This is a genomic window from Actinotalea subterranea, assembly GCF_008364845.1.
Classification (GTDB): Bacteria; Actinomycetota; Actinomycetes; order Actinomycetales; family Cellulomonadaceae; genus Actinotalea; species Actinotalea subterranea.
The window spans coordinates 35,425-60,111 of sequence record NZ_VTTP01000012.1 but is presented as its reverse complement, the minus strand read 5'-3'; the positions used below and the strand labels follow the sequence as shown (position 1 = coordinate 60,111).

At 68.1% G+C, this 24,687-nt stretch carries 22 protein-coding genes; 16 read left to right on the top strand and 6 right to left on the bottom strand.

Translation table 11 applies throughout. The features are described from left to right. Window positions 1–15 precede the first annotated feature (15 nt). From FZ988_RS16325 to FZ988_RS19265, 5 genes are all read left to right on the top strand, one after another. Window positions 16–435: a hypothetical protein gene (locus tag FZ988_RS16325; RefSeq protein ID WP_149205101.1), complete on the top strand. Its 420-nt coding sequence runs from the start codon at window positions 16–18 to the stop codon at window positions 433–435. 109 nt (window positions 436–544) lie between these two features. Then, complete coding sequence (locus FZ988_RS16320) at window positions 545–1,366, top strand: hypothetical protein (RefSeq protein WP_149205100.1); 822 nt, start codon at window positions 545–547, stop codon at window positions 1,364–1,366. Then, window positions 1,366–2,685, top strand: coding sequence for a peptidoglycan-binding protein (locus tag FZ988_RS16315; RefSeq protein ID WP_149205099.1), 1,320 nt, complete (start codon window positions 1,366–1,368; stop codon window positions 2,683–2,685). The genes FZ988_RS16320 and FZ988_RS16315 overlap by 1 nt, the downstream gene beginning before the upstream one ends. Further along, window positions 2,682–3,350 (top strand): ABC transporter ATP-binding protein, encoded by a 669-nt coding sequence (locus tag FZ988_RS16310; RefSeq protein WP_246169570.1) that lies wholly within the window; start codon window positions 2,682–2,684, stop codon window positions 3,348–3,350. The genes FZ988_RS16315 and FZ988_RS16310 overlap by 4 nt, the downstream gene beginning before the upstream one ends. Next, window positions 3,347–4,543 carry an FtsX-like permease family protein gene (locus FZ988_RS19265; RefSeq protein ID WP_149205098.1) on the top strand — a complete coding sequence of 399 codons (1,197 nt, stop codon included), beginning with the start codon at window positions 3,347–3,349 and terminating at the stop codon, window positions 4,541–4,543. Before FZ988_RS16310 ends, FZ988_RS19265 begins: the two co-directional genes overlap by 4 nt. Window positions 4,544–5,281: 738 nt before the next feature. Here the strand turns inward: FZ988_RS19265 and FZ988_RS16300 are convergent. Both FZ988_RS16300 and FZ988_RS16295 read right to left on the bottom strand, forming a co-directional pair. Beyond that, a complete protein-coding gene (locus tag FZ988_RS16300) occupies window positions 5,282–5,791 on the bottom strand; it encodes a toll/interleukin-1 receptor domain-containing protein (RefSeq protein WP_246169569.1) in 510 nt (169 codons plus the stop codon). 308 nt (window positions 5,792–6,099) lie between these two features. Further along, window positions 6,100–6,942 (bottom strand): DUF6414 family protein, encoded by an 843-nt coding sequence (locus tag FZ988_RS16295; protein ID WP_149205096.1) that lies wholly within the window; start codon window positions 6,940–6,942, stop codon window positions 6,100–6,102. A 985-nt stretch (window positions 6,943–7,927) separates the two neighbouring features. Between FZ988_RS16295 and FZ988_RS16290 the strand changes: the two genes are divergently transcribed. The 7 genes from FZ988_RS16290 (at window position 7,928) to FZ988_RS18625 (ending at window position 16,234) form a co-directional block, all read left to right on the top strand. Further along, window positions 7,928–10,771 carry an NACHT domain-containing protein gene (locus FZ988_RS16290; protein WP_149205095.1) on the top strand — a complete coding sequence of 948 codons (2,844 nt, stop codon included), beginning with the start codon at window positions 7,928–7,930 and terminating at the stop codon, window positions 10,769–10,771. A gap of 335 nt (window positions 10,772–11,106) precedes the next feature. Further along, window positions 11,107–11,577 carry a hypothetical protein gene (locus tag FZ988_RS16285; protein ID WP_149205094.1) on the top strand — a complete coding sequence of 157 codons (471 nt, stop codon included), beginning with the start codon at window positions 11,107–11,109 and terminating at the stop codon, window positions 11,575–11,577. A 187-nt stretch (window positions 11,578–11,764) separates the two neighbouring features. Continuing rightward, window positions 11,765–12,211 carry a hypothetical protein gene (locus tag FZ988_RS16280; protein ID WP_149205093.1) on the top strand — a complete coding sequence of 149 codons (447 nt, stop codon included), beginning with the start codon at window positions 11,765–11,767 and terminating at the stop codon, window positions 12,209–12,211. A gap of 5 nt (window positions 12,212–12,216) precedes the next feature. Then, complete coding sequence (locus tag FZ988_RS16275; RefSeq protein WP_149205092.1) at window positions 12,217–12,606, top strand: hypothetical protein; 390 nt, start codon at window positions 12,217–12,219, stop codon at window positions 12,604–12,606. Between the two features lie 523 nt (window positions 12,607–13,129). Further along, window positions 13,130–13,228, top strand: coding sequence for an ATP-binding protein (locus FZ988_RS19175; protein WP_281287199.1), 99 nt, complete (start codon window positions 13,130–13,132; stop codon window positions 13,226–13,228). A 782-nt stretch (window positions 13,229–14,010) separates the two neighbouring features. Further along, window positions 14,011–15,264, top strand: a complete 1,254-nt coding sequence (locus FZ988_RS16265) for an RNA-binding domain-containing protein (protein WP_149205091.1) — start codon at window positions 14,011–14,013, stop codon at window positions 15,262–15,264. A 631-nt stretch (window positions 15,265–15,895) separates the two neighbouring features. Beyond that, entirely contained in the window at window positions 15,896–16,234 is a 339-nt protein-coding gene (locus tag FZ988_RS18625) for a hypothetical protein (protein ID WP_188079147.1), read from the top strand. A gap of 141 nt (window positions 16,235–16,375) precedes the next feature. Here FZ988_RS18625 and FZ988_RS16255 read toward each other — a convergent pair whose 3' ends face one another. Then, a complete protein-coding gene (locus FZ988_RS16255) occupies window positions 16,376–16,990 on the bottom strand; it encodes a TetR/AcrR family transcriptional regulator (RefSeq protein ID WP_149205089.1) in 615 nt (204 codons plus the stop codon). Window positions 16,991–17,058: 68 nt separating this feature from the next. Here FZ988_RS16255 and FZ988_RS16250 point away from each other — a divergent pair, with 68 nt between their 5' ends. Then, complete coding sequence (locus tag FZ988_RS16250) at window positions 17,059–18,300, top strand: alpha-amylase family protein (RefSeq protein ID WP_149205088.1); 1,242 nt, start codon at window positions 17,059–17,061, stop codon at window positions 18,298–18,300. Window positions 18,301–18,322: 22 nt separating this feature from the next. Here FZ988_RS16250 and FZ988_RS18620 read toward each other — a convergent pair whose 3' ends face one another. Both FZ988_RS18620 and FZ988_RS16245 read right to left on the bottom strand, forming a co-directional pair. Then, entirely contained in the window at window positions 18,323–18,496 is a 174-nt protein-coding gene (locus FZ988_RS18620; RefSeq protein WP_188079146.1) for a hypothetical protein, read from the bottom strand. Window positions 18,497–18,728: 232 nt separating this feature from the next. Further along, window positions 18,729–19,370, bottom strand: a complete 642-nt coding sequence (locus FZ988_RS16245) for a nucleotidyltransferase domain-containing protein (RefSeq protein ID WP_188079145.1) — start codon at window positions 19,368–19,370, stop codon at window positions 18,729–18,731. A gap of 187 nt (window positions 19,371–19,557) precedes the next feature. Between FZ988_RS16245 and FZ988_RS16240 the strand changes: the two genes are divergently transcribed. Together FZ988_RS16240 and FZ988_RS16235 are read left to right on the top strand one after the other, a co-directional pair. Further along, on the top strand, window positions 19,558–20,451 hold the full coding sequence (locus FZ988_RS16240; RefSeq protein WP_149205086.1) for a dihydrodipicolinate synthase family protein: 894 nt from the start codon (window positions 19,558–19,560) through the stop codon (window positions 20,449–20,451). An 84-nt stretch (window positions 20,452–20,535) separates the two neighbouring features. Beyond that, entirely contained in the window at window positions 20,536–21,195 is a 660-nt protein-coding gene (locus tag FZ988_RS16235; protein ID WP_149205085.1) for a hypothetical protein, read from the top strand. A gap of 108 nt (window positions 21,196–21,303) precedes the next feature. On the opposite strand, the gene FZ988_RS16230 is transcribed toward FZ988_RS16235, so the two are convergent. Then, window positions 21,304–21,951 (bottom strand): HAD hydrolase-like protein, encoded by a 648-nt coding sequence (locus FZ988_RS16230; RefSeq protein ID WP_149205084.1) that lies wholly within the window; start codon window positions 21,949–21,951, stop codon window positions 21,304–21,306. 272 nt (window positions 21,952–22,223) lie between these two features. On the opposite strand from FZ988_RS16230, the gene FZ988_RS16225 reads away from it, so the two are divergent. Then, complete coding sequence (locus FZ988_RS16225) at window positions 22,224–24,641, top strand: glycoside hydrolase family 3 N-terminal domain-containing protein (protein ID WP_149205083.1); 2,418 nt, start codon at window positions 22,224–22,226, stop codon at window positions 24,639–24,641. Window positions 24,642–24,687: the final 46 nt, after the last annotated feature.

Below are 24,687 nucleotides of genomic sequence, written 5' to 3'. Positions count from 1 at the left end.
CACAAGGGAGTTCGGATGCGCACACGCATGGTTCACCGCATAGTCACGTCGCTCGCCATCGCCGCAACGGTTGCCGTTGGGTTCGCCGTACCGGCCGCCGCTGCGCCCGGGGTGTGCTCCAACGGATGGGCCTGTAGGTTCCCGTACAACGACTATGACCTCGGCAACCTCTATCAGCAGAACAATCAGTACAGCGACGCCGACTTCGCTATCGCCGACAACTGGGCCGACTCTGTCATCAGTCAGGGCAACAGCTGCCGGACCTCCTGGTACAAGGACGCCAATTACGGCGGCGCGTCTTTCTACCTGCACCGAGTCGTCGACGGGTACAACTACCAGGATCCGAACCTCTCCAACGGCGCGGGGCAGGGTCCGTACAGCGGATCGAATTTCAGCAACAACCTCACCTCTTTGAAGTTTGTCGACTGCGTCTGATCCTCGCGCCACGGCTGAGGCAGAGCTCCTCAGCCGTGGCGCGGTCTAATGAAGGGGGCATCAAGTGTCACACGTCCGGAGCCGACTCGTCCTCGCCGCTCTATTCGCGGTGACCCTCAGCGGATGCGGCGCCGGCAATTCCATCCCCGACGCGGTGCGGCTCACGCCAGGCCCTATCGTCCAGAACGCCGCCGCACTCGATCCAGAGGCCGGCACAATCTCGTACCCGCTCGAGGAGTACTTCTTCAACTGGAGCGAGCATCAAACTGTCCTGAACGCTGCCACCCTGGCCCTGGGAACCTGCGCTCGCGGCCTTGGCATCGAATACACATATAAGCCCCTGATCCCTGAAATGGGTGACGATCGAGACTTCGGAGTGTGGGTCACAAGTTATGCCGCGCAATTCGGGTATCACGCGGTCATGTCGGAGGAGAAGGCGGCCGCAGCGGCAGGGCAAACAACTCCGGACTTCGGAGTCGTGAGTCCCGAACAGCAAGAACTGTTGGCAGATCAGTGCGTGAACTCGCCAGAGGTGAAGCGGTTCCGTGAGGTGCCAAGCACGGGACCGTGGAGCGACGCAATGGAGTTCGCCTACTCGGCGGTCGCTGGGTCCGACGAGGCAGCTACTCTCAGGGAGACCTGGCGTGGCTGCCTCGAGGCTGCAGGGGTCCAGCCCCCAGACAACGAGGCGGCATTCGATGCGCTAGCTGTCGGTGAGGGCGAGCAGTTGAGCGAAACAGAAATCCGCGTCGCCGTTGCCGACACGCAGTGCAAGAGCGAAGTCGGCATGGTGCAGAAGCTGGCTGATCTCCTGGCGGCACATCAGTCACCGATTATCGTCGAGTACCGTACCGAGCTGGAAGCCGTCCGCGCAAAGCAGGAAGCTCAGCTCGCCGAGGCGCAGGAGTTCCTCGCCGCTCAAGGCTTCTGATGAGCTCTGTCATTAAGCGGCGTGCGCCAACAGGTGGGTGGCTCTTCGTCTGGTTGGGCGTCACTCTGGCTGTCGCGGTTGCTGCACTCTTAATCGGCACTCGAATAGTGTCTCCCCTCGACAGTGCGGCTCAAAACTCCGAACGCGCGGTTCCGGTCGCAGTGGCGGTTACGCAGGGATCCATAGCAGAGGCGCTCCCCGCCATATCGGGCAAGGTGAGCCTCGGTCGTACGCTTAGCGTCGCGCCGACGAGCGTAGGAAATGTCGGCGAAAGCACTCTGGTCGTGACCGCCTCGCCGCGCATACCCGGAGACTCTGTTGAGAATGGTTCCCTAATCGTTGAAGTGTCAGGGCGTCCAATCATCGCGTTAGAGATGGCATTCCCGCCGTATCGATCTATCGAGCCGGGCGCGAGCGGACGCGACGTAGAGGCCCTGCAGCAGGCGTTGATGAGGCTAGGACACTACGCCGGCACGGTCGACGGCAAGTACGGGCCAGGTACCGCGTCCGCGGTCACGAGATTTTACAGGGCGGCGGGGTACGAGCCGCCTGCACCGTCGCCCGAGGTGCAGGCCGCGGTCCTCGACGCAGAGGTACTGGCCGCTGAAGCCGACGCCGCGGTCCTTGAACTCGCATCGGACGCAGAGCCCGCGATCGTTGCGGCTGCACGACGTACCCAAGCCGACGCAGACGCCCGGCTCGCCGCCGCACGTTTCTCCGCAGCGGCCCGATTGGCGGCAGGCGAGGTCTTCGCCATCACCGGGCCTGCAACGGTCGCGGCGGCAGGCCAAGTGGGCTCGGCAGTCAGCCTTGAAGCGCCAGCGGCGGTGGTCCGATTAGGTGCGCCATCCGTCGTCCTTCGGGCAACGCTGGACGTGGAAGCGGCCTTTCTTGAAGGTACGGCTGTAACCATCACCCGTCCTGGGTCAGTCAGCGATGTGTTCGACGGGACTGTTGTAGCCATCAGCGAGTTCACGGCGAACGAGGGTGCCCCTGGTGTCGACGTCTCCGTGGCACCAACCGGTCCGCTTCCTAGCGCATTTGTGGATGGGAGCGAGGTGACGGCAACGCCGTCCACCGCTCCCCCTTCTGTCGCGGGCCTCGAGGTCCCACTCGTTGGCTTGCGGCAAGACGGCGAAGGCGCCTCGTACGTTCTCGTTGTGCGGAGCGAGCTGGATTCCGAGGGTGGCCGCGGGTACGCGCGGGTGCCCGTGCTAGTGCTCGCCGAAGGTCGTGGCAAGGTGATCGTCGAAGCCGAGAGCACTGGGTCGGCCGGTCTCCGCGTAGGTGATCAAATACTTCTCGGTGACCCGCCGTGAGCATCCTGCTGGATGCCCGACACATGCGACGTGCATATCCAGGTACACCGGAGGTGATCGCCCTCGCTGACGCTACGCTCCATGCCGCCACGGCTGAGGTTGTAGCCGTAGTAGGTCCATCCGGAGCGGGTAAGAGCACGCTCTTGAACCTCCTTGGCTTGCTCGATAAGCCTACGTCTGGCAGTTACGCGTTGGCTGGCCAAGACACCGCTGACCTGAGCGCTCGCGAGCGGGACCGCCTGCGTGCGTTAGAGCTCGGCTTTGTGTTTCAGTCGTACCATGTGCTAGGCAGTCGGACGGTGTTCGAGAACGTATGGTTGAAACTGGCCACTGTCGGCGTTGAAAGGCGCCGTCGGCAAGATCTGATCGAGGCCGTCTTAGCGGAAGTTGGGCTTGAGCATCGAACATGGGCGAAGGCAGCTGTGTTATCCGGGGGCGAGAAGCAGAGGCTAGCGATCGCGCGGGCAGCGGTACTGTCGCCCGCCGTGCTCCTCGCGGATGAGCCGACGGGAAACCTCGACCGCGAGAACGCGGCGCAAGTGCTGGACCTCCTACGCCGTCATGCGTCCGGCGGTACAGCTGTAGTTGTCATTACGCATGACGCCCAGGTGGCCTCATGGGCCGATCGCGTGGTCAGCCTTAGTTCTGGGCGGACAGATCCGTGACACACTTTCGACGTTTCGCAGTCGCTCTGCGCGATTCTTCAGAGGACGTGATCGTTCAACTCCAGCAGCGAAAGTCGCGCACCGTCCTATTGGTGGTTGCTGTCGCCCTCAGCGTGGGCGCGCTCGGTACAGCGAGCGGTTTGGCGGCGGCGTCATCCCGCCACGTTTCGGCCCAGATCGCGGCGTCCGGGAGCAATCTGCTAACGGTGCGATCGTGCAAATGCCCGGCGGCTGAATTCGGCGCGTTGTTCCCAAGCGGCTCTGTGGATTTGGTCGAACAGTTGCCGATGGTAGAAGGCGCTGGCTTGCGACTTGACCTTGAGCGAGCTCTGCTAACGGACCCACGGGTCCTAGCGGGTGGGTTATCCGAAGGCCAGGAGCTAATTGGAGCCACGTCCGGCTACGTGCACGCGATCGGCGCCTCAGTGGCCCCCGGGGGGGCGTCTCTGCTGGACTCCTCCGCCCTTCACCCGGCATTTGTTGGTGCCGACGTCGCGGAGACACTGGGTGTACCAGCGATCGGCGGGCCCGTCTCGGGGGTTGCGTTCAACGTGCAGAATCAGGAATTTGGGTTGGCGGGTGTTGTGCTCGGGGGTGGACTCGACAGCACGGTGATCGTCCCGTACGAGTCCGCGCTAGCAATTCGTGGCTCGGATCGCGAAACAGTCATGACAGTACGTGTTGCAATGGGCGCTGCGGGCCCCGTCGCAGAAGCGCTTCCATACGCCCTCGCCCCCGACGCTCCTGGAAGGTTCTCGGTTTCGCTGGCGGCAGACACGACCGATGTGCGAGGCCGGATTGATGACAGCATGCAACGCTATGTCTCGGTTGTGGGCGCTGTTCTAACTCTAATTGCTGCCCTGCTCATCGCGAATGCGATGATCGTGTCGGTGGCAGCTCGAACATCGGAAATCGGCTTGCGGCGTGCTATCGGCGCGTCGCAAGGTGCCGTCATGGCCATCTTTGTGCTTGAAGGCGCGGTAGTGGGCTGTTTGGGCGGCCTCACCGGTGGGTCGCTTGCCTTGGTTGGGGTGGCGAGTTTGTGCGCTGTCAACGGCTGGACGTTTGCCCTAGGCGCGAGCGACCTCGGCTTGGCGTTGCTGCTAGGCATCGGAGTCGGCGGAGTGGGCGCCATAGCTCCGGCCGTGCTAGCCGCCCGGATCGATCCCGCGACGGCTGTCCGGGTCGACTAGTGGCCAGCGCAGCCGATCCTCTTGCGCTGTTGGGGGACAAGTTCTGAGAACAGGCTGAAAGCTAGTTCTGCTAGCTCTCAGAGCCCGACGCCCCGGATCGCGGCTTCCAACCCACAGGGGAACTGGGTGGAGACCCCACGTTATCGCGCCCGCGCCCCCCGCTCCCCGCTCCACCTTCGCTGCCCTGTTCGGTCGCGGCAGCGTTCTGTGACCCGTAGGGTCTCTCCCGACCTGACTCTCACAGCCTTAGTGCCCCGGGCTGATCCGGAGGGAGGCGGTCGACCCACGACTGCTCGAGCGGCTCGTAGACGATCGCGTCGTTCGGCGAACCAGATCGCCGGCTGCTGGTCGGCACCCCACGCGGTTGCGTACGTCTCGAAGTGGCGGATCGCCGCCCATCCGTCCCGGTCGAGCGGCCTGTACATGTCGCAGCCGCCCGGGCCACCGTTCGACACGACCGCGATGGGCTGCCCGTCGCAGAGCGACCTGGCCTCGAACATGAGGCGCTCGTCCCCGCCGGCGATCCGAACTTGCGCGAGCGAGTACGGACCGATCTGCTACGGCGCGCTCGTCGTCTGGCGCGTGATCTCCGATGTGCGCCGGCTGTGCGCACCGACTGGGTACCCGTAGCGCCCGAGGGTGCGGCCGGGTCCAGTCGGCGACGTCCTCACCGCACCACTAGAACTTGGGCGGAGACACCTCCGGTGCACATCGTCCTCCGGGCTACGAAGGGACCGGCTATCCAGCACCCACCAACTCGTCTTCAACCGTAACGAGCTCGGCGATCTTGATGGCAATGTCCTCCATCGAGTCGTCCGACGTGTCCGGCCCGTTTCGGGACGCGAGCAACGGGCTGACCTTCCGGAGCTCGGCGTAGGTCGTCTCGTGGACGATAGGGATCAGCAGGTCACGCGCGAGGAGTTCTGAGAGTTCCTTGTCGGATACCCCACGGCTGTCGACGCGCTTCAGCAGGGCAGGCGTTACTAGCACGACACCTGTGCGTGACTTGGCCAGGCCCCGGTCGATCTCACGCAGGAAAGGTTGGCCGAGCAGGATGTCCTTCTCGCTGAACCAGACGGTCACGCCCTCGGCCTCGAGTAGGTCGTGCAGTTCCTTGGCTGCGCCGCGACGGTCGTCCCACGCGTGGCAGAGAAAGACGTCGCGAAGGTCGGGCTCCTGGCGCGCTCGCAGCTCGACCGCCCGGCGAACCGGGGTCAGAGCCCGCACCTCGGCGGGCGTGTACGTCACCGGTGAGCTGCTCGGCGACCATCGCGGCCGGGCGCTACCGCCGCCACTGGCCCCGCTACCGCCCAGCGCCGCGCCGTCGCCACTCCTCGGTGTGTAGGTCGACGGCGGGTAGTACGGCCTTGGCGAGTAGTGCCTGCCGCGGCCGCCGCATGCGGGACAGGCGGCGCGTCCACTTGCCGTTCGATGACCCCGGTATGGGGCTGTGCATCTGCTCATCACGAGTTCCCTTCAGGCGTAGAGCTGATCAGTTCAAGACGGTCCGTTGAGGTCGGCGCGGGCAGCTGAGGAAGTGGACCCTTCGGGGGTCGTCAGTAGAGCGCGATGGCATCAACGATGATGGCCGGGCCGGTGATGTACGCGTGGACGTCGTCAGCCGGGAGATCCAGGTCGAGCACTGTCGCGAGGCTCTTCACCTGGTCGCCGATCGATGCCATGAGCTTCCGCTTCACGAGGTACTCAAACCCGTCGAGGAGCCATGTCTCCGCGCTGAGAAAGCCATCATCACCGCCTTCGACGAGGTGAGAGACGGTGCCGAGAGCACGCAACTCGCCTTCGAGGCGGTTCGCTCCGGCTGCGTCGACGAAGTGGTCGGGCCGGACGCTGACGTAGACCCGCTGGGGGAGTGCGGTGCCCGTCATCTCCAACAGGATCGGAATCGGTGGGAGTTCGTTACGGAGGTACACCGCCTTGAGCTCGGCGAGCATCTGTGGTGCGTCAGCCCTGAGGTCATCGAGTTGTGTCACATCCAGCTCGGCGTCAGCGAGGACGCGACGGACGATGTGAAGCAGTTTGCCGGCGAGGCTTGCCGTCGTGATTCGAGTGCGGCCGGTCAACTCAACGAGATCGTCCCGCCCGAGCCGTGTCTCACTATCGGGTCCCACCTTGACGCCGCCCTCGTGGATGAGGGCGTCGATCACCCTGCTTACGGTGGCCTTGAGGTTCGGTGTGAGGCGGTACGTCGACTGGTACTCGACATCGGAACCTACGCCGCCGCTCGCGCCCAGTCCGGAAAGGCCAGCCTTGCCAGCGAGCGACCGCTGCCGGGAGACCTTCTCGACGACCTCCGCCTGCCGCGGCACATCGACATCGTGGTACTCCGCGTGGGCGAGCAGCGTCTCGTAATCTAGGAAGATCGGTGACCTCAGCGCCATTGTCGTAGTGTGCCGTACACCACCGACACGACGAGCTCGAGCCCCTCAGGCGCGGCCCAGGCAGACCGTTACGCGGACGCGGCCCGGTCAAGGCGCCACCCTCCACCGGCACCTCCCTCCGTGACCTGTGGTTGCGGCCACCGCTAGCGCATCCGTGAATGCGGCCCGGTGAGTCCCACCGCCAGAAGGCGGGCCTCCACGCCGCGCGGTGCACGCGCCGGACGCACACGCGATCAAGTGTGCGTAGCCGAGGACGGCACCGCGCAGGTGATGCGGCGCCTGGGCTGCCCGCACTGTCTGCCAGGCTGGTGTGGTGAGCGACGAAGCATCACCCGCAGCGGCGGCCAAGGTCACGCTTGAGTAAGTCGACCCGACGCTGATTGGCATCGATCCCGCGAACCCCTCGGCGCCAGCGCTCATGTCGCGGAGTGCAACGGTGGTGGGTGCGATCGCACTCCCGGAGCAGGTGACCCTCGTCATCACCTGCGACTTCGTCGCCAACATCCCACCAGATTGTGCAACGCTCCCTATGCGGAGCACCAAGACCTGATGGCGGCATCCGTCTTCCCCGACGAACGCACCGGAGAGACTGGATGCTCGCGCTGGAGTCGTCGAGCACTCAGGTCGTCGAGACCGTCGCCACCGGATGGGACGGGACGGGGGCCTCCACCAGGCGGGTCTCCACAACGTCACACCTCTGATTGCCGCCCGCGGGTTCGTGCACACGTCGTGGTCAGGCAGCGGAGATGGCTACACCGCCGTGCTGCACCGTCCCGCGCCACGGCAGCGCGCCTGATCGGCGACGACATCGACCGCGTCGCCGATCGCGTCGTGACTGCCGCCTTCCGGACTGCGCCCTGAGCCCGGGGTGGCGTCTGCCTGCACGCGAAGCGTGGAGTAGCCCCGAACGCCAAGGCGCCCGCTGTAGTTTCGTCGGCATGAAGCAGGTCGCCAAGCTCCACGGCAACGCAGCGGGGGGGCAGCAATGACCGATCCACTCACGTCGCTGAGCGCGACAGCGTTCCAGCAACTGGCCGCAGCGTTGGCGGTCCGCGCACTCGGGGCGGGGGTCCATTCGTTCGGGCGTGGACCCGACGGTGGCCGGGACTTTACGTTTCGGGGTCCACTCAACTGGGACGGCGAGGACGGCCAGTCCGCCAGTGCCGCGTGGGACGGCTACACCGTCTTCCAGGCCAAGCAGAAGGACAAACTCTCGGACCAACCGACGACGGACGCCACCTGGGTGGCGAAGGAGATCCGCGCCGAACTGGACGCATGGGTCGAGGCCACCAGAAGCCGCATGGAGGTACCGGACTACCTCATCTTCGTCACCAACGTGCGTCTGAGCCCAGTCGGGAAGAAGGGAGGCATTGATACCGTCAAGAGGAGCGTCAATGACCACCTGAGCAGGTTGAAGTCGTCGCAGGAGGAGGAAACTGGAACGGAGAGGGACCCCGAGCTCCTAGCGCGGGCACGCTGCATCCGTGACTGGCGTATCTGGGACGGGAACCAGTTGGAGTCGCTCCTAACTGCGTACTCCGAAGTCCGCCGAAGCGTCCCGGGGATGCTCACCGCCGGTGACGTCCTCTCGGCACTGCAGCAACTCACCGGCACCGTCAGCGATGAAGCGCTCGAGCCAGCTTTGCGCCGACACGCGACCACCAGACTCATCGAGGACCAGTACGTCTACTTCGACGAGGCCGGCTCCGACCCCGCTGATAAGACGCCGCTGCACGACGTCGTGATCGACCTCCCGGTAGCCGACGAGCAGCCCAACACCGACCAGCCCGTCACCAAGATCATCCGCCACGTCATTGAGCATGGAGATCGGTCGCTCCGACCGTCGCAACCGCTCCTCCCCCTGCGCAGCCACATCGTGCTGGCCGCAGGCCCGGGCAACGGCAAGACGACCGTCAGCAAGTTCATCATTCAGGTCTATCGCGCCGCCATGCTCGAGCACTCGGAACTTGGACCGCGTCACCAAGCGGTGGTGGAGGGCACCCGAGCGGCACTAGATCGGATGGGCTGCCCGATGCCGAGCAATCGCCGGTGGCCTATCCGGGTAGACCTGGCGCAGTACACGGAGCGCTACAGCAGCGAAGGCGAGTCCCACCTCCTCCGCTGGATCAGCGAGTTGGTCAACCAGTCGGCGGTGACTGGCGACGTCAAGCCATACCACCTGGACGCATGGCTTCTGCAGTGGCCGTGGCTCCTGGTGCTCGATGGACTCGACGAAGTCGCCTCGCGCGACGCGCGTCGGCGTCTGATTCAGGAGATCGAGTCGTTCGTCGCGGAGGCCGAGACCCGCGGCGCGGACCTGCTGGTCGTCGTCACGACCAGGCCCACTGGGTACAACGAGGAGATTGCCCCGACGCAGTTCGCGCGCCTGGACCTTGCTCGCCTCACCACGGGGGATGCGGTCGCCTACGGCACCCTCGTGACCCAGATGCGCCTCCACGACGAGCCCGAGCGGGGTGAACGTATTCAGATGCGCCTCTCCCAGGCTGTGGATGACGAGGCGCTACGGCACCTGATGCAGACACCGCTCCAAGTCCTGATCCTCACGCTGATCTTGGAGTCCAACGCGAGTCTGCCGACCGATCGGTACGGGCTGTTCGACCGCTACTTCGAAACGGTCTTTCGCCGCGAGACCAACAAGAACAAGGCGCTGTCGGAGATCCTCCAGCGACACCGCCCCCACATCACGTCGTTGCACGAGCGTGTCGGGTTCAAGTTGCAGTGTCGGAGCGAGGAGGCCGCCGGCGCGATGGCGTCGCTCTCGCCGGTGGAGTTGCGCGAGGAGGTGCAAGACCTCCTGCGCGGAGCCGGGTTCCGGGTCGACGGTGACGACGCGCACGTCGTCGATGAGATCGTGGACGCCGCGACCTTGCGTCTCGTGCTCCTGACGCCCCGCGCAGGGAGTGGCGTGGGCTTCGAGATTCGCTCCCTGCAAGAACTCATGGCGGCGCGATACCTCACCGGTTCGGGCGAAGACGGCGCCTTGAACGCACTGCGGGTCGCCGCGCCCAGCCCCCACTGGCGCAACACCTGGATCTTCGCGGCAGGTCGCATCTTCGCCGACGGTCCCGACCGAGTACGTAGGCAACTGATCGACTTGCTCCGATCCCTAGATACAGGGGCCTCCGAGCGGTTGTCGCGATTGTTCCCGCTCAGCCCGACGCTGGCTCTCGCCCTCATCGACGACGGGCTCGCGCGCAGCTACCCAACGCACCAAGAGTCGCTAGTCCGAATCGGCGTGGAGAGCCTGGCGGACCCGCTCCCTGCGGAGCCGCTCGTGATCGCGAGAGGGCTCGTTCGAGCGGCTGAGGGGTCCGACCGGCTTCGGACGGTCGTTGCCAACCGGCTCAGGAAGGGCCTCGCGGGCGGATCGGCCGAGCGCTCCACCACTGAGGCGGTGCTAAGCGCCATCCCCTTCGCGGTCTACGAGGCGGGCCTGGGCCCCGAGCTGCTCGGCCTCACCCGCGTTGTGCCCAGTGGCGCAGTTGCGGAGGTCGGCAGCACGGACTCCGACCAAGACCTACGTGCAGCGATGCTGGACGTCCTGGACGACGCTGACGGCCTGCGGGATGTCGTCGAAGCGGCCGCGCGAGAGCTTGAAGAGCTCCGGCGGGGAGAGGACAGCGAGCCGACAGCGATCTACCTGCTTCTCGACGATCAGGCCGGTGCGCCTGCTCTGGAGTTGGCCCTGGAGAGCGCAGCCAGCCACGAGTTGCTGAGCGCCCTTGGAGTCCACGTAGTGCCAGGACTGCTACGACGGCCTGTCGGCCCAATCGCGGCTGCAGCCGTCCAGGAAGCGTCTGAGAACTGACAGGGGCCAACTCACAAGGCTCGGGTGGGAGCCCGTCGAGCTCGAGCCGGGGCGGTCGCTCGTTTCGGTGTCCCCCCGCCGGAGACCGTGGTTAGCCCATCCTCCCCGCCCCAACAGGCTCTCACTCACGGGCATGGCACGGCGCGTCGTCCATCAACCCTCCACCCGCGCCGCTGCTTCGCGGAGGAGTTCGTCGCCGCCGGCAAGAAACTCATGATCTTCGCCTCGACGGCCGGCGCTTGGGTGCGGCCGGTGGCACCTGCGACCCTGCGGACCTCCCCGTCGCGAGCATCGGCCCGATCACCAGCGGTGGCGGGAGCCCGGCGACCCCGAACGTGAATCTGATCGGAGACAGCGAGTTCCTCCAGCTCCCGCCAGCACGCATCGACGCTGTCACGCCCACGACGGGCCGCACCGCAGGGGTCGCGTCCTGGCAGGGCGGCACGTGGCGCGCGGTCACCACCCGCACGCCTGTCGGACACCGCTGGCTCGCAGTGACCACAACGGCGTCAAGCACGCAGGGATTGCTCATCTACCCCACGACCGCCAGCCCGATCACCGGGCCGACCCCGCTCTCATCGGGGGACGTCGTGACCGGATCGATCTACATGCAAGCCCCGAAGGGCCAGAACCTCGCGGTGGCACTTCCTCTCGTCACAGCCAGCCGCGCGTGGGTCCGCGACTACGTCGCGACCGGCGCGTGGCAGACCTTCGCGGGGCGGCCGGGAGCGATGGACGTGACACCCGCGGTCCGACAGCGCCAGTACTGCCTTTCGAAGCTCCGGAACCAGCCCCTCGAGGCGTAGGTAACGACGCTGTTGCATGGCGAGTGCCCTCGCCGCGGGTCACCCGCTCGGCGGAGCCCCTGTGCGTCGCGGGCCGCGTACGGTGATGCTCGTCCCCGTGGCCGTCCACCTCTGCGCGGCAGCCGGGGGCGCCATGGCGTCGCGAGGGCTTCGACGGCGCGATGGCGTCCGGTGATAGGGAGGTCCGATGACCGAGGCGCTGCCCGATGTCTGGGCGTCTCGCGACTACCCGGTGCTGCTTGCTGCCGCGCAACTGCTTGACGAGGTCCGCCCACCCATAACGTCGAATGCGGTCGCCGCAAGGGCCGGCCTCGAGCAGGGAGCCGCGGTCCGTGCGCTCCTGCACCTCGGGGACGAGCATCTTGAGATCCGCGATTCCAGCACCTACGACGGGGCCGACTGCTACGTCCTGGGCATCACGGCGGAAGGGCTCCGGGCATCGGGGCAGTGGCCAACGCCGGAGGCAGCCGTCGAGCGGCTCCTCGCGGCGCTGGACGCGCAGATCGACAGCGCCCCAGAAGGGAGCCCGAGAGCGTCCCGACTGTTGGCCTTCCGTGACGGCGTCGTGGGCGTCAGCAAGGACCTGCTCGTCGAGGTGATGGGGGCTGTGATCAGCGGCCGCATCCCGATGTGAGTGGCGTGTTCGTCGTCATGAGCGTCTCCGACTTCCCAGCGTGGGAGCCCGGCGAGGCCGTCGAGCTGGACGAGCAGAACCGTGGCTACCGGAGCCGGACACCACGAGCCCGGTGGTGCGAAGTGGCTGCCGTATCGGTCGCGGCGGTGGCTGATCGACCGGGCCCCTGGACGTTTGAGCAGTGGGATGCGTTCGGACGCAACGCCGGGCTGCGGAGGCACCCGCTGATGTGGTTCGACTCCCTGTTCATGTGGCCGATCTGCGTCATTGACGGCGCATGGGTCAACGGTCGCCATCGCGCTCGGCTACTCGAGCGCGCAGGGGCAAGGAAGGTCGCCGTCGAGGATCCTGACGACCTGCCCGAATGGGTCGCAGGGGAGTCCGCTCAGTCCTGATTGGGAGGGGCCGGCTCGGCAATCACCTCGCCGCCGGGCCCTGCGATCCGCTCCCGGAGGACTTCGACGCGGTCGACCTGCGCGCGGGTAGGGGCTGGCCCTGGTGTCGGTCGGTCGGTCGGCCCGACGTCGATCGAGAGGCGGAGCTGCACGCTCATGGAGAACCACGCAGCCGCGGTCACCGCAAGCCTCCCAAGAGCCGCTTGACGGGTCATAGAAGCACCCTTGCCATCGGCCTGGGCATCAAAGCCGCCGAGGCCACGTGCCCGGTCGCGTTCAACTCCGCCACCGGGTGGAGCACCCGCCTGGCCGACGCCCACAACCGAGGGGTCCTAGAGCGCGAACTGCGCCGCGTGGGCCGCTATCGGCTGCTGGTCATCGACGAGGTCGGCTAACTGCCCTTCGACACCGCCGCCGCCTCACTGTTCCTCCAGCTCATTGCCCTCGCTACGAGACCGGCTCGGTGATCCTCACCTCGAACCTGCCGTTCTCACGCTAGAGCGGGACCCTCGGCGACGACGTCGTGGCCGCCGCGACCATCGACCGCCTCGTCCACCACCCCCAAGTCATCGCCCTGGACGGCGACTCCTACCGCACCCGCACACACCGCGAGACCAAGTAGTCAAGACCACCAAGGGGGTCAAAGTTCAGACAGCAGCAGGGGGTCCGTTTTCAGCCGTCGTTGACACTCGGCGTTGACCTCCCGTAGAGGACGAAGCCCAGGTCATGGAACGCTACCTGCGCGCCACGATGGCGCCGGTGGAGTACCGCATCGAGAACCGTCAGGCCGATTCCGATCCCCACATGTTCGGAGAGCACCGTGGCGTGGTGGTGCCGTAGTCCGAGACTGTCCGCCGTCGGCAGGAGATCTCGAGCCGGCGAGAGCTGGAATGCCCACTGGTGGCGGGCCCAAGCCCAGGAGGAGCCCGAGGCGAACGCTTCACCGAGTCCCGTGTCGGTGTGTGGACACTGTGCCGATGTGCATTAGCGCCACCCCCGAGTCGACGACGGCGTCTGTGCAGCCGTCGGGGACTGGCGCACTCGCGTGGCCAGCGGCGACCGCGTTGACGTCCGCAACGCGCTCGCGCCGCGTCGACTCGTACCGTCTCGACCGGCATCCGCGCGAGCTGATGTCGGTCTACCACACATCGCGCCTAGCCTCGGCTAGTACTCGCACCGTAGCGGTGCGGACCGGGGTGCGTGCCGTCTTCCGCGCCGTCGCAGCCAGGTCGCTGGGTACCGGTGACTCCGGCGCCACAACCGCCAAGATCACGCCCGCCCGTATCCAACTTGGGATGCGGCGCTGCGGAGCGAAGCGGCGCCCGGGAGGCACTGTCGCTTGCATCAACCAATCTCGGCCTACATGGCTCGCCATAGAACCACCCAGGTCCCTACGGTTGGTTGGTGTTCACTCCGCTGCATCGCGAACTCGGGCTGGCCCCGACACCCTCCCTAACCTTCGAGATGATTGAACAGGCTGTAGACGTGGGCGTCCGGGAACAAGAGGACCTTGATTGGAAGGCTGCACTCTGGGACGGCCCCAGCTGGGCTGACGAGTTCGCGAAGGACGTGGCCGCCATGGCGAACGGTGGTGGCGGCCTGATCGTCGTCGGTGTCCGGGAGGACCGGAGGACGTCTGCCGCGCGTGAGTTGCAGGATGTCGGCCTGATCGATCAAGAGCAGGAGAAGAAGCTCAGGCGCGCAGCGTTCTCGGGCGTCCGGCCCGCGATCGTGAACCTGGCGATCGACCGCCTCGAGGACGCTGCTGGCAGCGTCCATGTGCTAGCCATAGGAGTCGCCCCCAGTGTCGATGCCCCGCACCTGGTGACCAGGGCCCAGCTGTTCGGCGTCCCGATCCGCGTCGGGAGCCATACCGAGTGGATGCAGGAGTGGCAGATCGAGCGCGCGTACCGCGCCCGGTTCCGCGGCCAGGAGGAACGCGCAGCGCTGCTCGACACGGCCTGGGCGGAGGAAGCCGAAGCGCTCAGTCTGCGAACTCAGGCCGATGGCGAGGCCATATGGATGCTGATGACCGCGATCCCGGTCGACCCGGTGCCTCTCGGAGTTGGGCAGGTGTCTAGCGCGGAGGCTTCCTCGGTCTTGTACGAAGGCTTCCGCCTCGCCGAGCGAATCCTCTCCGGCTGCAACGGCGGCTCCCCTCGGACCTTCAACGTGCGTCCGGGCCGGCGCCGGTGGCAGAGCACTCAGTCCTTTGTGCACGACGACGCAGCTGCCATCGGCTACGACGGATCGGTCTTCTTCGCCAAGCGGGTGGGGTTGCTCGCCGACTACCGTGAGCAGTCAGTGCTCGCCCTGACGGTGCAGGATCTTGAGCGATCGGTGGCGACAGCAGCCAGCGTCGTCGCGGAGGCTGGTCGTCGACTGACCGCACCTGTCCGGTACCGCGCAAAGGCAGGACTGCTCTGGCGGCCCGAGAGTTCGGCGATCGTGTTCGGAGAAGATGGGCACCACATGAGCGGGAAGGTGCGCTTTGATGAGCCGCCCCTTGCCGTCTTCCGCGTCTACCCGGAGACGGTGGAGGTTGACGCCAGCGGATCGGATGAGGACCTACGGGCGTCGATGAGGGACATCGTGCTCGCTCTCGCGTCGCAAGGGGGTGTAGCGAGGGTCTCGTTCCTGAACCCGAGACGCACCTGACGCGCTGCCATGGCAATCGGCCTCAAGCCTTGTCATCTCTCCGAGATACTCTGTGCGGGTCACGTCGGAGTCGTCTGCGGGCGACGGGCCTCTTCAAAAGTTCAGCTCTTCTTTTGAGGCCGCCCGTGTGTTCTCGCAGGTCAGGCCACTGAGAATGTGGCGCGAGGCCGCGCTCTCAGACGCATCCGAGAGACCCCCCGTCACTGCAGGTCACGCAGTTCTGTCGACACCCCGCCATCTGATCTGTCAGCAGATCGAGAACGGGTCGAACCCACGGGTTCGACCCGTTTCTGCGTCTCCACCCGTGTCCGGCGCTGGCGGGCGCCTACGGTGATGGCACGAGCGACCCGCCTGGCGTGGCGGGAGGAGCGGGCCCTCTGGGGGGCCGAGTGCGAGGTCGCGCGAGGAACGGAGCCCTGTGAGCGAGGACGTGCTCTACACGACGCGTTGGGTGGCGACGAGCCGCCGGCCCTTCCCGGGTCACCAGTGGCTCTCCGTCGGGGACGCTCGGGCGCGTTGGGATGCGGGGTACGACGCTCAGGGCCTCGTCTCTGTCGTCGACGCCGCTACCAGGGACGCTGACGGCACGCCGCGGCCCCGTTGGGTGATCTTCGGGTCCTCGACGAGACGGGTGCGGGTCGAGTTCTTCACGCCGGGTGGATCGGTGTGGCGGTCCACCGACTACGACGCCATAGGTGAGCGGCTGTGGCGCTGGATCTCCGTGACCTACGTCTACCCAGATCCAGATGCCCGTCATCTGCGCAGTCAGGCGACGCGCACGATCAAGGAGAAGTTCCGGCCTGACGGGACCGGGACCGTCCGGTTCGACGAGAAGGACGGCATGCTTCACACGGCGAAGCTCACAGATGCGCCCGTTGACGGCTTCTGGCTCGACCGGCCGCCGTTCGGCGACTGGGGCGATCTGACGAACCCGGAGTACGGGGTGCCGCCCGCCACGGCCGACAAGTAGGCGCCGGTGGCATCCTCGGGGCTGCGGATCGGCGACACGGTCGACCCCTCGGGCACGGTCCTTGCCGTGCCACATGGTCGGCAGGCCTCGGCCCGTGCGGGAGTGTGCTGAGGGGCCTCCTGCTGGTGCCCGCCCTGCTCTTCAGCGGCCCCAGTCGCCGAGCGCGCCCTCCAGGGCGCCGAGGGCGGCGTCGACGAGGGAGCCGCGCTCCTCGTCGCGGCACCCGCGGGTCACCCAGTGCAGGCACGCGGCGTCGACGAAGCCATAGAAGCCCCACAGGGCGTAGTCGTCGCGGGGCCCGGTGCCGTCTGGGCGCAGCAGCGTGGCGAGGCGCTCGACCCAGTCGCGGCGGGCTTCACGGCGTACTGCGGCGGCAGCCTCGGGCTCCGCGTGCGTGGCGAGCTGCGGTGCCGACCACCCGGTGGGGTGGTCACGCACGTGGTCGAGGTAGACGTGCAGGGAGGTGCGCACCGTGTCCCGGGCGGGGGCGCCGGGGGCGATGGTGGCGAGCGCAGCGGCCTGCCGGGTGCGCAGGTCATCGACCGCGAGCTGCACGACGTGGGCGTACAGGTCGGCCTTGGAGGTGAAGTACCGGTAGACGAGCGCCTCGGACGCGCCCACGTCGGCAGCGAGCGTCGCGATGCCGACGCGGTCATAGGGCTGGGCGGCGAACGCGTCCACGGCGGCCGCCAGGATCGCCTCCCGGCGCTCCTCGGGGTCGAGGCGTCGCCGGGGTCGGGTGTCGCGTCGCTGCACCTTGTGGACGCTACCGCAGGTGAACTAGCCTCTCCTCGTTAGTGAGTCTGCCTCAATAAGGAGATCGCATGGGCTGGGTCGAGCACTGCGTCCTGTGGCACGTCTACCCGCTGGGCATGACGGGCGCGCCCGTCCGCGACCGCTCGCCCGACGACGCCGGCCACCGTCTCGAGCACCTGGGCCGCTGGTTGGACCACGCCGTCGGGCTCGGCGCGTCCGGGCTCTCGCTCGGTCCCATCTTCGAGTCGCAGACCCACGGGTACGACACCACCAACCACCTCGCGATCGACCGTCGTCTGGGCGATGACCACGACTTCGACACGCTCGTCGCAGCGTGCCGCGAGCGAGGGCTGCGCCTCGTCCTCGACGGGGTGTTCAACCACGTCGGGGCCGGCCATCCCTGGTTCGTCCAGGCTCTGCGGGAGGGGTCGGGCAGTCGCTACGCCCCGTACTTCAGCATCGACTGGGAGGCGCCCGGCGGGCCTCGCGCCGCCGACTTCGAGGGCCACCGCACCCTCGTCGCGCTCGACCACAGCCGTCCCGAGGTCGTGCAGTACGTCACCACCGTCATGCGGCACTGGCTGGACCGGGGCGCCGACGGCTGGCGGCTCGACGCCGCCTACGCCGTCCCGCCCGAGTTCTGGGCGGCCGTGCTGCCCACCGTCCGTGCCCACCACCCCGACGCCTGGATCGTGGGGGAGGTCATCCACGGCGACTACGCCGGTGTCGTCACCGCCTCCGGCATGGACTCCGTCACCCAGTACGAGCTGTGGAAGGCGGTGTGGGGCTCGCTGCTCGACCGCAACTTCTTCGAGCTCGACTGGTGCCTCACCCGCCACAACGGGTTCCTCGAGCACTTCACGCCGCACACGTTCGTCGGCAACCACGACGTCACCCGCATCGCCAGCAGGGTCGGCGCCAGCGGCGCGGTCCTCGCGCTCGTCGTCCTCATGACCACCGGCGGCGTGCCGTCCGTGTACTACGGCGACGAGCTCGCGTTCACCGGCGTCAAGGAGGAGCGCCTCGGCGGCGACGACACCGTGCGCCCCGCCCTGCGCGAGCACCCAGGCGCGCACGGCGACGAGGGCCGGTGGATGTACCGGGTGCACCAGGACCTCATCGGCCTGCGCCGCCGCCACCCGTGGCTCGTCCACGCCCGCACCGAGAAGGTCGAGCTCACCACCAACCGCTACGTGTACGTCGCGCGTGCGCAGGATGGGGAGGGATCCCTCACCGTCGAGCTGGACGTCGACGCGATGCGGGCCGTCGTGCGCGACGGCAACGGGGCGGTGCTCTTCAGCCACGGCTGACCGCTCCTCGTGTCCGAGTGGCTCACGAGCGCAGGATTGCCTCCATCTGGTCCACGACGGCTTCTGCGGCTCTGAGTGCGTGTGCGGTCTTGTCCGCCGGCAGGCCATCCGTGCCGTACTGGGCGGCGTCCTTGATGTCGAGAAGCGTCGACAGGGCCTTCGCGGCAGGCCCGGCGTTTCGCACGGTGCGGAGCATCTCGACTGCCTGGTGGTGGTCCTGGCCGCGTGAGCGCTGCTTGAGTACCTGTCCACAGATGGCGTCGCTCGCCGCGATGCCCGACAGAACCGCGAGCGAGGCGCAGACGAGGCGGTAGCTGGTGTCGTCCTCCTCGGCGACTGGGCGACCTCGAGGAACTTCCGTGCGGCGGCTGCGCGGACTCGGACGTCGGCAGTCGTCATGTCCGCCACGCGGCCCGTGTGGCGTGGGCTCATCCCACTGCCCCCTTCGCCTGCGCGACGACGTCCTTCCCGAACACGAAGTCTGCGTCACCCAACCAGGACATGAAGATCGGGTTGCGCTCGGCCGCCGCCATGTGGACCTGACTCAGCTTCTGCACGTTGACGTGGGCGCGGTTGCCGGTCCACCGCCTGACCGCGACGTGGAGGGCTTCGACCAGGTCGTCGACCTGTGCGTCGTCGGCGTCGCGTCCGTCCGGCAGGACCAGCAGCAGGTCGACGTCGGAGTCCGGGCCGGCCTCACCGCGCGCGACCGACCCGTACACCGCCAAGGAGAACAGGGGACCGTTCCACGTGCAGCCGCCGGCGAGCGTGCGGAGCCGGTCTCGGAGCTCGGCGTAGGGGCTGTAGGTGCGCAGAGCCGCGTCCAAGGCGGTGTACGCCAAGTGGTCCCGGTTGAGCTCGTAGACGGCGGTGTTGCCGACGGTGGTGCGCACCACGATGCCTTGGTCGGACAACCGGTCCAGCGCGTAGCGGATGCCGTTGCGAGAGCCCGTTCCCGCGCGCTCGTGCACGTCACCGGCCGTCTGCGGGGCGTCGACCGCGTAGAGCTGTCGCAGCGCCGCTCCTTCGAGGCCCGGGATCAGTGCCTCGGTGGGTCTGCGCCAGTCCATCGCGCCTCCTGTCAGAATAGTGCCCATCGTACATTAGATTGCACGACCGGACATTCTAGTGACAGCGCAGGCGCACCCTCAGGCGCGCGATGGCGTAGCCGTGGGCCGCGGGCACCCCGGAGCGTCGGCCTGACGTGCGCGCGCCGCCGTCGTGCACGATGGTGCGTCCGACCGGGACGGAGCCCCCATGTTCACCGGCCTCAGCGCCTTCCCTCTCACGCCGTTGCGCGACGACGCCCTCGACGAGCCGGCGTTCGCGCGCCTGGTCGAGCGACTCGCGTCGGCGGGGGTCGACTCCATCACGGCGCTCGGGTCGACCGGCTCCTACATGTACCTCGACCGCGACGAGCGGCGCCGCGTCGCGAGCCTCGCCGTGCAGCACGCGGGCGACGTCCCCGTGATGGTCGGCATCGGCGCGCTCCGGACCTCCCAGGTGCAGCGTCTGGCCGACGACGCCCAGGAGGCAGGAGCGCGCGCCGTCCTGCTCGCACCCGTCACGTACCAACGCCTCGGGCACGACGAGGTGTTCGGGCTGTTCGAGGACGTGACCGCGGGGCTCTCGGTACCGCTGGTCGTCTACGACAACCCCGGCACCACCCACGTCACCTTCAGCGAGGACCTCTACGCGCGGGTCGCGGCGCTGCCAGGCGTCGCGTCGATCAAGATCCCGGGCGGCCCGACCGACCCGGCTCGGGCTGCGGCTCGCGTCCGGTCGATCCGGGACCGCGTCCCGCCCTCGGTCGCCCTCGGCATCTCCGGCGACGGCCTCGCGGCGACCGGACTGATCGCCGGCTGCGACCTCTGGTATTCGGCTATCGCCGGGACGCTGCCGTCACCCGCGCTCGCCCTCACCCGAGCGGCGCTCGCGGGCGACCACGCCGCCGCGACCGCGGAGTCGGCGCGGCTCGCGCCCCTCTGGGCGCTGATCGCGGAGCACGGCAGCCTCAGGGTCTCCGCGGCCGTCGCCGAGCACCTCGGGCTCGTCGGGCCGGACAGCCTGCCCAGGCCTGTGCGAGGGCTCGACGCGGCGGCGCGGGCGCGCGTGGCCGCTGTGGTCGACGAGCTGGCCCTCGCCGACTGACGCACCCGGCGACGGGCTGCCCGGCGTCGGCGGTCATCGACCGTCTGCTCCCGTCACTACGCTGCGCGACGGGAGGTTGATGTCGTGACGGTTGGTACGGCGTGGCAGCGGGTCGCCGCGGTGCTGGGCCCGGTGCTCGTGGTGCTCGGTGCGATCGGCGTGATGGTCGGTGTGCTCCAGATGCTCGACGCGGCCGGGGACGTCCTGGAAGAGGTCGCGGTGCCCGTGCGGCTGACCACCTCCGACGGTCTGGGTGCCGACCTAGCGCTCGATGTGGGCGGGGAGCCGTTCGACGGTGTGCGCGTCAGCGGAGTACCGGCAGGTGGAGCGCCCGACACCGACCCGCGGTCGGACCCGCTGGGGATCGTCGTGATCCATGCCCCCGACGCGTCCTTGGGCGAGCGGTTCCTCTCGCGGGCCGACGTCCTGGTCCGCGGTGCAGCCGTGCTCGTCGCTGCGGTCGCGCTCCTCCCTCTGCTGCGAGCGATCGCGAGGACCGCGGAGCTGGGCGCCGACGCCGGGCGTCGCCTCCGGGTCGTCGCGCTCTGCGTGATCGTCGGCGGCTACGTGGCGCCGCTGCTGCCGTGGTGGGCGACCGCCTCGGTTCTCGGCCGGCTGGACGGGGTCCACGGGATGAGCGCCGCACCGCCGCACCACCTCCAGGCGTTCGTCGTGGCAGCCCTCGTCGGGCTCCTCGCGGCTCTCCTCGACGGGCGAGATCAGGCGGCTGCGGAGACGGCGTGAACGCCGTCGCCGTCGTTCGATGAGCCACGGCCCCGGGCGTGATGGCCGGCGCTCACAAGCGTCGGTTACGTCTTCGAGGGTTGAGTGCCACGCGCTCGGCCGTCCCGGTCAGGAGCGGCCAGCGACCACGTCGACGATGTCGGCCGGCACCGCCGCCAGGTGGGTCGCGCCGGCGTGCTCGAGCTCCTCGCGGGTGCCGTAGCCGTAGAGGACCCCGATGGACTCGATGTCGTTGGCTCGTGCGGCCTCGACGTCGTGGCGTCGGTCGCCGACCATCACCGGGTTGGCGGGCGCTGGGCTCAGGCGTGCCAGGGCGGCGCGGAGGGTCACCGACTTCTCGACGACCTCGTCCGGTGCGCGTCCGCTGACGAGCTCGAAGAAGCCGAGCAGGCCGGTCGTGCGCAGCGCCTGCTCGGCGAAGGGCTGGATCTTCGCGGTGACGACGGCGAGGCGCAGCCCTCGGCCCCTCAGCTCCTCGAGCGCCTCCGCGATGCCGGGGTAGGGGCGGTACTCGGCCATCCCGTGGTCGGAGAAGTGCTCCCGGTAGTGCATGACGGCGGCCTGCACGTCGGGCTCGGCGAAGCCGTAGTAGTCGCGGAAGGAGGGCTCAAGCGGGGGCCCGACGAAGCGCCGCAGCGCCGCCTCGTCGTGCTCGTCGACCCCGAGCTGCCTCAGCGCGTGCTGCGCCGCGGTGAGGATGCTGCGCCCCGGGTCGCACAGGGTGCCGTCGATGTCGAGGAGCACCGTGTCGTACATGAGGTCAGGGTAGAGCCCCGTTCCGTGACCTCGCCGTGATCTGGCCGTGACCTGCGGGACCGTTCGTGCGTCCAGACCGACCGTTCGTGCAACGGCCCGGATCGGCGCACCGGCCCGTGGCTAGCGTCAGCCGCGCAGCCGAAGGACAACCTCGTCCGGCGGCCGCGATCGGTTCGCAGGGTGCGCGGTGTCGCGCACTCCCGCCGGCCCTTCCGACGACCGGCCATGCCGGTGCCGCGGGGGCAGGGCCGCTAGTCCACAAGGGAAGGTCGATGAAGACAACGACAACGGCGCGAGGACGCGCCGGCAAGACGATGAGTGTCCAGGGGACGGCAGCAGTCGCCGGACTCGCCCTGGTCGCCCTTGCGGGTTGCACCGCCACCTCGCCGGAGCCCGACGCGACGACGGACGCCAACCACTACGTCGAGCGTGAGGTCACCGACGGCACGACGGCCTTCACGATCGTCGAGAACCCCGGCGACGGCGCGACGCTGTCCTTCGGTGCCGACAGCGGCATCACGCTGCTGGAGGAGGAGGTCGACGGCTCGACCCTGGCGTTCAAGGACATGAACGCCAACGGCGAGCTCGACGTCTGGGAGGACTGGCGGGTCGAGGCGAGCGAGCGTGCCGCCGACCTCGCGTCCCAGCTGACCACCGAGCAGATCTCCGGGCTGATGCTCTTCAGCTCCCACGAGCGCACCCCGGCGGACGGCCTCACCGAGGCGCAGGAGACCTACCTGTCGCAGGACAAGCTCCGCAACGTGCTGAACGCGGGCGGGTCCGACGTGACGGAGAACGTCACCTGGGTCAACGCGATGCAGGCGTACGTCGAGTCCATCGCCACGGAGGACGAGCCGTACATCCCCGCGAACTTCAGCTCTGACCCCCGCTCCGAGGCGCAGTCGGGCTCGGAGTACATCGAGACCGGCGCCGGCGTCTCCCTGTGGCCGTCGGTCCTGGGCCTCGCCGCGACCGCTGACCCCGCGATCGTCGAGGACTTCGGCCGGGTCGTCTCCGACGAGTACCGCGCCCTGGGCATCTCCAACGCCCTGAGCCCGCAGATCGACCTCGCGACCGAGCCCCGCTGGCTCCGCGTCGCGGGCACGCTCGGTGAGAACCCCGAGCTGGCCGGCGAGCTCGCCGCCGCGTACGTCAAGGGCTTCCAGGGCACGTACGACGAGGACGGCACCAACGTGGGCTGGGGCGTCAACAGCGTCCCGACGACCATCAAGCACGCGCCGGGCGACGGCTCGGGCGAGGGCGGCCGCGAGTCCCACACGAGCGTCGGCAAGTACGCCGTCCCGGGTGAGGGCCTCGACGACCACGCGTCCGTGTTCGCTGCGGCGACCGACTCCCTCGCGATGATGACCGCCTACTCGATCATGCTCGGTGAGGACGGCAACCCCGTCGCCGGCGAGCAGGTCATCGGCACGGCGTACAACACCGAGCTCATGCGCCAGATCCGTGAGGACATCGGCTTCAAGGGCGCCATCGTCACCGACTGGGCCGTCATGACCGGCATCACCGACGAGGGCGCGTTCCTCGGCACCGCGTGGGGCGCCGAGAGCATGACCCCCGTCGAGCGCTACGTCGCGGTCCTGAAGAACGGCATCGACATGTTCGGTGGCGTGAACACCTCCGAGCACATCCTCGAGGCGTACGACGCGTGGCAGGCCGAGTTCGAGGCCGGCACGGTCGAGGTCGACGCGGACACGCGCTGGGCCGAGTCCGGTGCACGCATCCTCACGATGTACTTCGCGCCCGGTCTGTTCGACTCGCCGTTCGTCGAGCTCGAGGAGTCCCTCGCGACGGTCGGCTCCGCCGAGAACGTCGAGGCGGGCTTCAACGCCCAGCTCAGCTCCGTCGTGATGGTCAAGAACGACGGCACGATCGCCGAGGCGGCGGAGGGTGACTGGTCGGACAAGACCGTCTACATCCCCCACACGTACGACACGGGCATGTCGGGCCTGTTCGGTCCCGCGGTCTACACGGAGGGCCCGTCGCTGAGCGTCGAGGCGGCCGAGCAGATCTTCGGCACCGTCCTGACGGACACCGTCGAGCTCGACGCCGAGGGCAAGGTCGTCTCGCAGACGGCCCCGGACCTGTCCGACGTGGACCTGGTGCTCGTCGGCCTGCGCTCGCCGAACAACGGCGGCCCGTTCAACGCCGCCGGTCAGGACCCCGAGACCAAGGCGTGGTACCCGCTCTCGCTCCAGTGGGCGCCGTACACCGCTGACGGCGCGAACGTCCGGACGACGTCGATCGGTGGGGACGTCCTCGCCGACGGCACCAAGGAGAACCGCTCGTACTTCGGCAACACGTCGCGCATCTCCAACGAGGCGGACATCCACGCGTTCGAGCGTGCGCTCGCCGCGGTCGAGGCGTCGGGCAAGGACATCCCGGTCGTCACCGTCGTCAAGGCGAACAACCCGGTCGTCCCGGCCGAGTTCGAGGCCAAGTCCGACGCCGTCCTGGTCGGGTTCGGCGTGAGCGACCTCGCGACCCTCACGGTCGCGGCGGGGCTGCACGAGCCCCAGGGGCGTCTGCCGATCGGCTTCCCCCTGGACATGGACGCCGTCGAGTCCCAGTCCGAGGGTGTCAGCCAGGACATGACGACGTACGTCGACGCCGCAGGCAACGACTGGACGTTCGGGTTCGGCCTGAACTACGCAGGTCAGATCTCCGAGTAGCAGCACCAACCGCAGGTGGTCGGCGGCACGCCGCCGGCCGCCTGCG